Raw genomic sequence first — 13,081 nt, forward strand, 5'->3', positions numbered from 1 at the left:
GTACTGACTTCTGCTTCAAAGGGGATCCACGTGTCGGAAGGACGCAAGGCAGGCCTGTTTCTCATCTTCGTAACTGTTTTTATTGATCTGCTCGGTTTTGGAATCGTACTCCCCCTGCTCCCGCGATATGGAGAGCATTTTGAAGCAGGCGGTACCACGCTCGGACTGTTAATGGCATCCTTTTCCGCCATGCAGTTTCTGTTCGCTCCGATCTGGGGACGCCTGTCCGACCGTGTAGGACGCCGGCCGATTTTGATTCTGGGACTCGTGGGCTCCACCTTCTTCTACGGCCTGTTTGGTTTCGCGACCTCACTGGGTAATACAGGAACATTTCTGGGGATCGGCGCATTAACCTGGCTGTTTATTACACGGATCGGAGCCGGCATCGCCGGAGCCACGATTCCGACAGCACAAGCATACATCGCCGACATTACCGGTCCCAAAGAGCGCGGTAAAGGCATGGCCCTGATCGGTGCCGCCTTCGGTATCGGATTTACGTTCGGTCCACTCATCGGTGCTGCTTTTGTTTCTGCAGAAGCGGGAGCGACTCCCAGCGCTGCTCCCGGCTATGTGGCCAGCGTGCTCTCTGGCATCGCTGCCCTGCTGTCCATTTTCAAATTACCGGAATCACTCCAGCAGAAAACGACAGAGTCACTTACTCGTCGCCACCACTGGTTTGATATCGCCAGCTTCAGGCATGCGCTCTCAAAACCACGGATCGGCCTGATCCTGTTGACCATCTTTTTAACCACCTTCGCCTTTGCCCAGTTCGAATCCACCCTCTCACTGCTCACGCAGGAACTCGGATTCGCTGCCCGCAGCAACTTCTTCATCTTTGCTTACATTGGTCTGATCCTGACGCTCAGCCAGGGCATTCTTGTGCGACGGCTGATCCCCAAGCTGGGAGAATTTCGCATGGGGCTCATCGGAATCGTCTTAATGGTGATTGGGCTGTTATTAATCGGAGTCGCCGGAAATTCCGGTTCCTACCCTCTGCTCTACGCGGTTCTCCCCATCTCAGTGATCGGCTTTTCCGCCACCACCCCTTCCCTGCAGTCTCTGCTTTCGCTGAATACTTCAGAGGATGAACAGGGAGGAATTCTAGGAGTCGGCCAGAGTATCTCAGCTCTCGCACGAATCCTGGGACCGCTAGCCGGGATCATTCTGTTCAAGGGGACCAGTAATGGACTGGTTGCCGGCAGCATCACCGCTCCCTACTGGGCGGGAGCAGGGATCATGGTATTGGGACTGCTGTTGATGAGCGGTCTTAAATCAGGCAATTCAGAATCGAATGTTTCTACACAAGTCGAAACTTAAGTCGAGAGAGCGGCTTTCGAACCCGGGCTTGTCCTAACTGCCGGAATTTGATAAAGATACCGCAGATTTGGTATAGATCTTTTCCGGTAATCATTCAGACAGGCACGGATGCCATGCTCAATCGAATCTTACAGTCAAAATGGACCAGACGCAGCTTACTTACTCTGGCTACTTTACCATTCGTCCTTTCCAGTATTGCTTACTGGAATGGTTCTACCGTGCAGAAATCGATGGCAGGAGCTCCTCGCCCTGCCTTGGCATTTGAAACATTTCTTGTCGACCGAGGAATGATCAAAGAGACCGAACGTGTCGTCGGTGCCCGATTTCGCTTCAAAAATCTGAGCGATCAGACCGTCACCGTCAAAGAACTCATCCCCAGCTGTGGCTGTCTGCAACCTCATCTGGAGAAACGGGTCTATGAACCTCATGAATCAGGCGAGTTCATCCTGAAAATGGAAACGGCGGGCGAATCTCCCGGACAGAAGGAGCTCTTCGTCGACTTCAAATACGAAGATACGATGGAACGCGTGGCCCGCCTGACATTCAAAGTGGAACTCCCCATCCGCAGACTGGTTGTTAAACCGAAAGCACTGGTGATCTACCAGTTCACCCCCGGACGCACTGTCCACCCCGTGACAGTCTCCGATTATCGTGGCGGTAAAGATTTTGAAATCACCAGCGTCAAAAGCACATCCAAATATGCCAAGGTGGAACTCGGTGCACTGGAAAACAACGATGGTCTCCGACAGCAAAAAGTGGATGTGATCGTAGAAGATCTTGTGCCGCCGGGAAAACATGACGGCCTGGTTGTGATTAAAACCAACGACACCGATTTCCCGGAACTCTATGTGCCCCTTATTATCCAGGGCCCCGATCAGAAAACCGTTCTCAGGCCCGAAGTCGCTTCGCCTCAGGCCAATTGAGGCGTCCTCAAACCCTGCGATCAGCAGTTTTTGTGACTTCTAAGACTTTTTTCTGACTATTTTTGTACGAAATCTCGACGCCTGCACCACTAATAATGATAGAGAACCCCGAGTTCTCTTTAAATTATTAACTTCTTTCAGCTCAACAATGGTGCAGCATGCGTTTAACACTCAGAACTCTGATCGCTTATCTGGATGATGTTTTAGAGCCGGCCCAGATCAAAGAAATCGGCAAAAAACTGGAGGAGAGCAGTTACGCCTCCTCGCTGGTAGAACGAATCAAAGATGTGTTACGCAGACGCCGCCTGACTGCTCCGGAAGTCGAAGGCCCCGGGTCTAACCTCGACCCGAACACGGTCTCAGAGTATCTCGACAACACGCTCCCCCCGGAAAGTGTGGCCGATGTGGAAAAGATCTGCCTGAACTCGGATGTCAATCTGGTGGAAGTCGCCGCTTCCCATCAGATCCTGACCCTGGTTCTGGGAGAACCGGCCACCGTTAACCCTGATACCAGAGAGCGGATTTACGCCCTGGGGCCAGCCCTGCGCAGCGACCAGACAGAAGCGGCCCCTTTGGCTCAGACGGCTGTTGCCGAACCTCCGGCCGCACCTCAGCCAGTTGCAGCAACGGCCCCCGACAGAACCAGTACTCCGCCTCCACAACAGTCTATTCCCGCTCGAGAACCGGAGCCCTTTTCCTCGCGGATTCCAGACTACCTGAAAACCAAACCGCTCTGGAAGCGTTTTACTCCTTACGTTCTGATTCTGCTCACCGCAGTCGTCTGGGCTGGACTGTTCTTCAACGATCCGACCTTTTTCCCGTCATTCTTCACACGGACTGATGCTACGCCGCAAGTGGCTGGCAATCAGGTTGACAACGAAGAAGTTGATTTATCTAAACCTCAGGAGCCGACACCAGAAAAATCGGCGTCCGCGCCAGCAGAGCCAGGAACTGACGTCGCAGCGATGACTCCTGAAAAACAGCCAGCTAAAACGACACCGGTTCCCCCCAAACCGGAGCCTGCCGGTGACACCGTGGCAATGAATACCAAGCCCCCCGCATTTGATGCACCACCGCCCGCTGATGCAGAAACAGCTGCTCCAACTGCAGTTCCCGCTAAGCCCCCCGTGGAGAACCTCCTGCCGACCACTCCCGTAACGACAACACCTGCTGAAACTCCGACAACACCACCGGCTGCACCTGCAAAACCAGCAGAGAATACCGTGGCCATGAACAGTAAAACTCCTGAAAATGCCGCTCCTGCAGCACCAGCGAAAATTGAAATGGCGGATGCCGCTCAGAAAGCACCGGCTGCACAAATTGAATCAGAAGATGGATTCTTCCTGGCCCAAGTCGATCAGAAACGTGAACTGGCTGACAAAAATGACTGGTTAATCCTCTCAAAGGTAATGCCGATCCAGGCTGGTTCCGCAGTCGCCTCACCCGCACCGTTCACCGCGCGGATTAATATTCCCGAAGCCCTGTGTAAAGTGGTTCTACTGCCCGGAACAGAGGTAACTTATCAAGGTAAAAACAAAGCCGCCGAGATGGGGTTCAAGATCCAGGAAGGCCGTCTGAGAATCGAAGCCTCCCGTGGCCTGAATGATGCCCGGGACGCAGCTGGACCAACTCTGTCGATCAAAGTCAATGATGAGCTGTGGCGTATCGAACTGGTCACACGCGACAGCGTGTGTGGCATTGAAATCGATCCCGTACAACCTACGCATCCCGACCAGAAACCCGGCCCTGACAACTACACAGGGATCCTGTATGCCTATTCGGGGATGATCCGCTTCTCAGATGGATCCGGCAAGGTGCACACCATCGATGCTGGCCACTGGATGTCACTCTCCGCCAAAGACCGCAAGGCCGGACGTATCAATCCTTCTGATGGTGATAAGCCCCTGCGGGTTCCGCATTGGGTCGAACCTAACTACAAAGACAGCTCCTACCTGGCCCGTCGTCAAATCGCGGCTTTCGCTAAAGAGCTGAAAGACGACCAGCTGGTATCGCTTACCATGCCCGCCATCACCAAGGACCTGAAACCCAACATATCCGACCTGGCAACCAAATCTCTGGCGTTAACCAACCGTTACCAGGAACTGGTGAAGGTACTGAATGAAGTTGACCATCACGAGTCCCGAATGGAAGCCGTTAATGGGATTCGAAACTGGCTCTTGCGTGATCCGCAAAACGGAGAGTTGCTCAAAGCGGCGCTTCAGAAACAGTTTTCTCCCGAGATGGCAGAAACGATGGAACGCCTGCTCTGGGGCTTCCAGAAACAAGATGCCCAGGATCGCTTCATCTCAGGCAGACTGGTAGAATGGCTGGAACATCCACATGTTGCTGTCCGGGAACAGGCTTTCAATTATATTCACGAATTGACAGACCGTCCCATCGACTACTCTGACATTGCGACCCCCACACAACGACGGTCAACAGCCCGGCGCTGGTTCTCCCACATTGAAAAACATGGCTCGCTGGTAGAACCTCAGGCTGCCCCTGTGAATCCACCTGAGAAGTCATTTAATCCCATCAACTGAGATCAAAATACCAAACCAGATCCGAGTCCGCCCTGATTCGGATCTGGTTCTATCATAAGATTAATTCTGGACTTAGCTTCGCAATTAATTCCCGATATCACATCAAAAAACGAGAAAAAATCAACGAACTCCTCTTGCTCGATTTTTTAACGACTGTTATCTTTCGCCCACCTCTCTCCCAGTCATATCCCGATGCGTTTCAAATCGTCAACTAAATCTATCCCCCCCGAACTAAACCATTTTCCGACAGTATGACACTTAGAAATGAGTTCTGAGTCCATACTTACAAACGATGGAGCTGTGCACGATGCACTCAACTCGAAACAGATTTTCGGTTCTCTGCAATCTGGCAATCTTATTTTCACTGGGAACACTGACGTTATCCGGCTGTAATACCATGCATGGCGTGGCCAGTAACGAGATGGGAAATGGTTACTATCAACGTGGGGATTATGCTCAGGCTCATGCAGCCTTTACCCGGGCAATCGCAAATAATCCTACAAATCCCGACTACGTCCATAACCTGGCAGTCGTCATGGAGAAAGAAGGCGATCTGGCTGGTGCGGAACAGACTTACCGCAACGCCCTGCGAGTTGATCCGACTCACCAGCCTTCACATCACGGTCTGGCGGAACTGATGATCAGCCAGGGACGTCAACAGGAAGCCGCTCAGCATATTACCGCATGGCGGGACACTCAGCCTTACATTGCAGAGTCTCACCTGGAAATGGCCTGGCTGCTGCAACAGAATGGTGACATGACAGGAGCAGAACAGTCTCTGAAAGCTGCTGCAAACATTGACCCCAACCATCCCAAAGTTTTAGCTCACATGGGACAGGTCTATCAGCAGAGTGGCCGTAACGAAGAAGCTCTCGCGATGTACGAGCAGTCCCTGCAGTCTGAATGGTATCAGCCACAGGTTCAGTCACGGATCTCTTCATTGAAAAAACCATATGCCCCCGCCAGCCCACAGGACCGGATTGTTGCCAAGGGATGGGAACATGGCCCCCTGGGTAATGGCAGCATGTTCCGTTACCAGACACGCACCGCGCAGGCAAGCTACACACACCCTCTTCCCACCTATACCGGCGGTGCCTCCAGCGGGACAGTGGCGATGATGAACTCACCGCAGATCAGTCATACGAATGCCTACTCCACCGGCAGCCTTGCCTCACAGCCCATGCTGGTGGCTCCCGGAGCTGTTGGCCAACCTGTCCCCTACGGTGTCGCAACCGCACCTGAGCCAATCAACGTTGATCCAGCTCACTACCCGACAGAGCCAGCCACAGCCGGTGCAGCTCCCATTGTCCAACCCTATTGATTTTCGTGATTTCGGTCAAAAAGTCGCGAGACTTTGCATCCGACTGCGTTGACCGGACATGGCGTCATGATAGAATAAGACTCCCACGGGATGTGGCTCAGCCTGGTAGAGCGCTGCGTTCGGGACGCAGAGGTCGCAAGTTCAAATCTTGTCATCCCGACTATTAAGTCATTAAACAGAAACCACTTACAAAAATGCACATTGGTCCGTTATTCACCAAATCAACTTGGTCCGTTAAGTGGTCCGTTATTCTGTAATTTTTTGTGTAAAATTACAACGCTCCAGGCCTCTCAGAATCGCTTTTCTTGGCCTCAAAACTCCATACGAGAGTTATCCCTATCTTTCACCCACAAATCCAGACAGAGAGCCTCTCTGACGGTCAGATGGCAACCGTCTCCGGTGCCACGCGATAGTGTGGGGGATTCCAGACAGGCGTAATCCAGGTGATGCCCAACTGATCGATTTGTTTGAGTAGCAATCTGAGCAAATGAATTTCATGATGTTGGGTTCTATTAAGCGGAATTACTGATTGCTTAGCCGAACTCCATCCCAATGAAGTTGACTGGAAGCAGGGGGGATCACTCGCAAACGGAGCAAAACAGGTAGGTTGCGTCTTTACCGGTCGTGTCGTTGGACGGTCCGTTCTTTGGACAACTGAGCTGCCACTTTTCTTGTGTTTGACGCCTCGGATCGGCTCGCCGATCATGGTTGGGCTCAAGACTACGTTCACGATTACGCAACAATGCTGGAGAACTGGCTGAACGTGCCGGCTGAAACTGTCCTCGGTCAGAAATACGAACCAGTGGATTGTTTGAAGACAACTTAGCATGTTGATTTTCTCAGCGATTCGTCACGTTCAGATCCAGATTTCAGTAAGCCTCTAGGGCAGTTGCAATACTAAAGGGGACTCGCTGACAACCTTGGCAGTAACACTACCGGGGGAGCGTTCCTTTAAGACGATGCTATATTCTTCCGGCCTAAAGTCTTTGGGAAATTGCAGTGTGAATTTGCCTTCCGCATCGGATGTCGCGCGTGAATAGCTCTTGCCTCGCGTCCCTGCCAGGATCGTGGCCCCGCCGACCGGACGATCATAGGCATCGATCAGCTTCCCAGCCAGAGGAAAGGTCGGCGCCAGTTCGATCGTCGGCAGTTGGAATTCTTTGGCGGCGGCGGGGACCTGGTCTGAAATCAAGATCCTCCCCAGTTGGATCCAGTCGGCGTATTCACGCGGCTTACTGATTAATTGCACCCCGACCTCTTCTCCCGGAATCAATTCTGCAGTGTAGACGCCTTCTTTGTCAGAAAAAGCGTTTTGAGAATTGAGTCGGCCCCCTTGTCTGACAGAAATCCAAGCCCCGGAGATGGGCGTTTTCTCTTCCATTGTCTGAATGATTCCCCGGGCGGTAATCGTCGGTTTGAAGGGGATCGTCGCCCGTGTTGTTTTCCCGGCAACAACTTCGATTACATCGGGGATGACCGCCCGCAATTTCATGTTGTCATCCGGAAAACGAGCATAGATCCGATAACGGCCCTCCGCCAATTCGGGAATGGAGAACTGGCCACTGGCGTCAGTTTCCATGTAAGCTGTTCCTTTACTACTGTTAATGCCCCGGCTCTCCGAATCTACATAGACTATGCAGCCAGAGAAATCGACCGGAGTTTCCGCCGATAATGTTCCCAGGACACGCCCTGTCGGTTTGAGGACGATGGGCACGATGCCCGGGGCTTGTTCCAAGCTGGGCAGACGGTTCTGTTGTTCACCATACCCTTCTCCTGTTGAAAGCAGAGAATACAGTAACTCACGATTGCAGGTCGGCAGCTTGACGTTTCCCTGCACGTCTGTCACGCCACCAATCAATTGCCTGATCGGCTCTGGGACTGTATTGGATGCGCCCAAGGTGATGATTTTATAACTCCAGGGATCAACACGAACTCCTGCAATTGGTTTTCCGTAGATGTCTCTGACTTCAAATGCGGTGTTTGTAGCTGGTCCCAGAATCAGGGCGACCGGATCGCGAGAAAGCTCGCGAAGTTGCCGATATACATTCGCAGTACCAATCTGATGTCCTGGGGCAAAACCCCAGAGTGTTCCAACGAAATGTATTTTATCCTCTGCTATTACTTTACGTGGAACAAGAATCGAAAAGCGTCCCTGATCATCGGCTCGGGTCTCGATAATGCTTTTACGTAAGCTGGTGGGCAGCCAGAGTCGGGCCCCGGGAATGCCTTTGCCGGCTGGTGTCATGACCTGCCCCGCCAGGCGAACTTTGTCTTGTGGAATGGCCTGATCGCCCAGAGGCGGAGCCGTTGGTTTGGGCTCCTCGGATTTGGCCGCAGGCATCTCTTGTATGGGAGGCGGTATTTCCATTCCCAGGTTTGCTGTCTGTTCTTCACCCGCACTGATCTTCACAGGCAGGCGGAAGACGACATCGCTGCCCCGAGAAGTCCTGTCGCCGATTAGGCGTTCCTGTTCCGGGGCGTAGATCTGAATCTGGTAGGTACCCGGGGATACATCCTTGATTTCATAGGTTGTTCCGTCGGCGGAAAGAGTGGCATTATAAAAAGTATCTTCGCCGCTCAACGTGATGTGAGAGATGGTCTTGAACCGCTGACGATTGACTTTTCCCCGGAGTGATCCCGTCGCCTGCGTCTTGATCACAATCGTCGTCCGTTGTTTTTTATCGAAGCGTTCCAACCCGGGAAGACGCCCCTGGGCCACGCCGCCCCCCCAATAGGCCAGTTCGATATCGGGGCTGGAATTCACATTCTTGAATTCAAACTGCCCCTCGGCATTGGTTGTCGCAGACAGGAACTGCGCGACTTGGGCAACAGACTTGAGATTCCCGTTCTGGACCATGGCCCAGTTGAAGGGAAATTCATTCCGCCCTCCCGTTCGCCGCATACTCGCAGCGATCAGACGCAGCTGAACTCCGGGAACCGGCTTTCCATCAGCGGTCACCACTTTCCCCGCGAATGTGTGCAGCATCGCGGGGTCGAGAGGCGTCAGGCGGTACTCTTCCATCGGGGCGCCAGATGCTGCACGTGCCAGAACGCGGACGTGGACTTCTTTCTGATAGCCATCGGCCCGAATCGTCACCTGCAGCGGCATGCCCTGCACGAATTTCCGCAGTTCGAATTCCCCCCTGGCATTGACGATCCGTTCTCCATTCATCACGCGTGCTCCGCTGAGGATCCCCTGGGGGTCGTTCGGCTTACGTATGGGTGAAAAAGTGATCTGCACTTTGTAGTCAGTGACTGGCTTGCCGGTACTATCATCGACGACTTTGCCGCGCAGAATGCCTTCTGATTTCATCGTCACCACGACTGGCTTGTTCTCTTCCGCCGGGAAATCCCGGTTTGTGATCGTGGAATAGCCTGATAAGACGAATGTCAGCGGCGCCAACTGCGTGAGCGAATCGAACGTGAACTCCCCTTGTGCATTCGTTTTGGTAGAACGCCGCATATTGAGTTCATGGCCATCCGGACCTTCGTAAGAGATCCAGACTCCCTTGAGGGGCTTCCCATCGGAATCGACGACTTTGCCGGCTATGGTTCGCCCTGGTTGCATGGTGACGTGATACGTGGCTGGTGATGGGGGAGCCCCCGGTGTAACCAGGAGTTGTTGAGGAGCAAAGCCGTCCGCCTGCACAACGATCTCATAGCGGCCGAACAAGTCACAGAGGTCCTCCAACTGATACTTTCCCTGGGCATTGGAAGTTGTTTCCCTCGTTTGAGTTGACGAGCGCCCCATATTAGAGAGTCTGGCACCAGCGATGGGATGGCCCTGGGCATCCGTAATCGTCCCGCGAATGGCGCCTCCCGTCTTGCGTTTGGGCAGCGTGATGTCGAACTTGCGTTCTCCCATGGGGCGCGGAATTGCATTTACCCGGGGTGAGATCATCTCATAGCCATCCTTGCGGACTGACAGATCCAGAGATTGCAGTGGAAGCGTTTCAAAGCGGTATCGCCCTTTAGCGTCGGTCTTCATGTACCCGCCGGAACGATTTGAACTGTCACCGGGTACCCGCGCGTCGATGCCCGCACCTGGAACCGGCTTGCCGGCTTCGTCGCGGACCGTTCCATACAAGGTAAACCCCGGCTTCAGTTTCACTGTGACTCGGGTCGTCTCTTCACCTGACAGATTAATCGTCTGCGTATTTTTCTCGTAACCTTTGGCCAGGACTTCAAACGTCCATTCTTCAGGAGTTAAGCCGTGAATCACCGCCGTGTCTGCCGCATTGGTAGCGTAGTCACTCTGCATATCGTGCCAGGGAAAATGCACGCGCGCCTCGGGAACGGGGCGCCCATCCGCTTCTTTCAGAACCTGCACTTCGAGGGTGTTGGCAGGTGCCAACTTGAGCTCAACCTCATCCCCTGGCTTGACCTTGAGGCCTTGATAACGTTGCTGGCGGGAGGCCATGTTTTTCCAGTAGGCGGCGATGCGGTTATTTCCCGGCAATACATGATCGAAATGAAATTTACCATGGTCATCGGTGCGGGTTGTGCGATGGTCGTACCTGCTCTTTGATTTGTTGTAGGTTCTCAAACGGACTTCCGCATTCTTTACCGGCTGGCCGGCTGGCGTCAGAACGATGCCTGTCAACTGCTGTCTGGCTTCCTGGGGAGGCGTTTTCTCTGCGGCGCGCGCCTGGGCTGTCGTAGCGATGGTCAGCCCCGCTGTGACCAGAGCAACTGTCGCGATGAAAACCAATAACAGCGTTGACGCTTTGAGCCCGATTCGCTCTGAAAGCGGCCGTGCTGTATCAATCACGCGCTCAATGCGATCCTCTATTTCGGGCTTGCGGGTCATGCTGACGCCCAGTTGCTGATAACGCCGACCGCTGGGTGTGACACGGCTGGACATTTCCAGCAGAATGCGTGCGTAATCAGTGCGTTCGCCGGCGTTGCCAATCACGGCATCGTCGCACGCATGCTCCGCCAGGTCGGACAGGGTTCGCTGCAGTCTCCAGGAGACCGGATGGAACCAGTAAAAGATCGTCCCCAAGGCTGCCAGGAATGAAACGAGCGGGTCGCGTCGTCGAATGTGCTCTGCTTCATGGGAGAGCACCATGGCCAACAGCGATCGCTCCCACGTTTCCCAGTCTTCCGGGAGAATAATGGTTGAGTTGACGATTCCCTGACAGAGGGGAACGTTCACTGCGGCTGACTGAACCACCCGCGCACTGCTCACCAGGCCCTGCACCTCGGCCGGCAATTTCACCGGCTGACTGCGTCGCACCAGTCGTTGACAATACCAGACCGAACAGGCCAGGCGGAGCGCCAGTACCAGACTGCCTGCGAGGTAGATCAGAGCGAGGGTCACCACCAGCAGATCGCCTCCCGACAACAACGATGAAGGCGGCTGAGTACTGCCTGGAGGTTCGACTGCCGGAGTTTGTATCATGTCTGCCTGACCTGCTGCACGTGGACCGACGGACGACTGCAGGGGGACCGGAGTTGCCCGTTTAGGCTCCAGGTCAGATAACGGGACTGACTGCGGCACCGATGCTGGCTGCTTTTCGACCGATGCAGGTACGACTGGTGCTGAAACAACTGGTGCCGTTGTGACGGGAGCTGTTGCCGGCTCAGACAGTTGAGAAAAAGATGATTCCCACGACTCCATCCAGGCCAGCAACGGGAGTCTGGAAACGGGAATGGCCGGCGCCAGAAAAGAGAGCACAGGCATCCCCAGCATGGCGACCAGGCAGAACAACCAGGCGCGATGACGCCAGGTCGCACTTTGCACGCGAGCGATAGCCAGCCCGGCCCAGACGAAGGCAGCCAGCAGTAAGACCTTGATGGAGAGAGTCAACAGCAACCCTGAAAGCCACCACGCAGATTCGATGAAGTTCGATGAAATCATAGCCTGTGCTCCTCAAGTTCGGTCCGACTTTCCCGGATCCGTGGGCCTGGTTTGCTTCTCCTGTTGCGCGATCTTGGCTGCCAGTTCTTCCAGTTTCTCCGGAGAAATGACTTCCCGATCGACCATGCCGACCAGCAGGGCCTCGATCGACCCGCCGCAAAAGCGTTCAATAATCGATCGCACCGCGTCGGCCGCAACGTTTTGCGAACGCTCCCGGGGTGCGTAGATATAAGTACGGCCCTCGACGCGATGGCTGACATACCCTTTTGTTTCGAGGCGACGCAGAATCGTGCGTACGGTCGAGTCTTTCAGAGACTGGCTGGCTTCGAGTTGCTGGCGAACCTGATCGGCGGTCGCTTCCTGGAGATTCCAGACAATCGACATGACCTTGTTTTCCAGGTCGCTGAGTGGGGGCTTTTCTTTGGACGACATGCGGGACTCCTTGTGCTACAACATGTAACACATACTCTTTAGTGTTACATGTTGTAACTGTCAACAGCATTCCTGACATAATGTTCAACTCGCCGTGATTCATTCCCTGTGGAAAACGCAATTCGCAAGGCACAGCGATCTCTTGAAAGCGAACAAAGACATCTTGACTTTTTATTTCCAGGTTGTTCAAATCCACTCAAAGACAGTTCGTCTTCTTGGATATCAGGAGGAGTGGAATGCGACCGAAGCAATATCATGTGACGGATACCGAGCTGCTGGTCTTACAGGTTCTGTGGGATCGTGGTGAGGCGACGACGCGCGAAGTTTGTGATGAAATCTATCCGGACGGCTCGACTTCGCAATATTACACAGTCCAGAAATTACTGGAGCGACTCGAAAAGCGGAACTGCGTGCAACGCGACCGGAGTCAACGCGTGCATGTCTTCACAGCCGCCATTGACCGAGAAACTTTGATTCAGGAACGCCTGCGGGGACTGTCAGATACTTTGTGTGGCGGATCCATCATTCCAATGCTGACCGGCTTGATCCAGATGCGTCGCTGGACCGCTTCCGAGCAGGAGGAACTGCGCGATCTGCTGGATCAGGTGGCCCCCCGTCAGTCCCCCAACGACTAATTCCGCCTTGCAGCGTACCTGGACACAGGAAGTTTGTATCAAGGAGT

The 13,081-nt window shown here is 53.9% G+C and carries 7 protein-coding genes and 1 tRNA gene; 6 read left to right on the forward strand and 2 right to left on the reverse strand.

Annotation, left to right across the window (positions count from 1 at the left end; genetic code table 11):
* Positions 1 to 30 precede the first annotated feature (30 nt).
* From HG66A1_RS15385 to HG66A1_RS15405, 5 genes are all read left to right on the forward strand, one after another.
* The gene (locus HG66A1_RS15385; protein WP_145185610.1) at positions 31 to 1,317 is read left to right on the forward strand and encodes an MFS transporter; all 1,287 of its coding nucleotides are present in this window, start codon (positions 31 to 33) and stop codon (positions 1,315 to 1,317) included.
* 113 nt (positions 1,318 to 1,430) lie between these two features.
* On the forward strand, positions 1,431 to 2,240 hold the full coding sequence (locus tag HG66A1_RS15390; protein WP_145041371.1) for a DUF1573 domain-containing protein: 810 nt from the start codon (positions 1,431 to 1,433) through the stop codon (positions 2,238 to 2,240).
* A 158-nt stretch (positions 2,241 to 2,398) separates the two neighbouring features.
* Positions 2,399 to 4,783, forward strand: a complete 2,385-nt coding sequence (locus HG66A1_RS15395; RefSeq protein ID WP_145185613.1) for a hypothetical protein — start codon at positions 2,399 to 2,401, stop codon at positions 4,781 to 4,783.
* Between the two features lie 307 nt (positions 4,784 to 5,090).
* Positions 5,091 to 6,104, forward strand: coding sequence for a tetratricopeptide repeat protein (locus tag HG66A1_RS15400; protein WP_197997158.1), 1,014 nt, complete (start codon positions 5,091 to 5,093; stop codon positions 6,102 to 6,104).
* Between the two features lie 86 nt (positions 6,105 to 6,190).
* Positions 6,191 to 6,264, forward strand: a tRNA-Pro gene (locus HG66A1_RS15405).
* A gap of 720 nt (positions 6,265 to 6,984) precedes the next feature.
* On the opposite strand, the gene HG66A1_RS15410 is transcribed toward HG66A1_RS15405, so the two are convergent.
* Both HG66A1_RS15410 and HG66A1_RS15415 read right to left on the reverse strand, forming a co-directional pair.
* On the reverse strand, positions 6,985 to 11,967 hold the full coding sequence (locus tag HG66A1_RS15410; protein ID WP_145185618.1) for a carboxypeptidase regulatory-like domain-containing protein: 4,983 nt from the start codon (positions 11,965 to 11,967) through the stop codon (positions 6,985 to 6,987).
* Between the two features lie 12 nt (positions 11,968 to 11,979).
* Positions 11,980 to 12,399: a BlaI/MecI/CopY family transcriptional regulator gene (locus HG66A1_RS15415; protein WP_145185621.1), complete on the reverse strand. Its 420-nt coding sequence runs from the start codon at positions 12,397 to 12,399 to the stop codon at positions 11,980 to 11,982.
* 236 nt (positions 12,400 to 12,635) lie between these two features.
* Here HG66A1_RS15415 and HG66A1_RS15420 point away from each other — a divergent pair, with 236 nt between their 5' ends.
* Complete coding sequence (locus HG66A1_RS15420; RefSeq protein ID WP_145185624.1) at positions 12,636 to 13,034, forward strand: BlaI/MecI/CopY family transcriptional regulator; 399 nt, start codon at positions 12,636 to 12,638, stop codon at positions 13,032 to 13,034.
* Positions 13,035 to 13,081: the final 47 nt, after the last annotated feature.

The organism is Gimesia chilikensis (genome assembly GCF_007744075.1).
GTDB classification, from domain to species: domain Bacteria; phylum Planctomycetota; class Planctomycetia; order Planctomycetales; family Planctomycetaceae; genus Gimesia; species Gimesia chilikensis_A.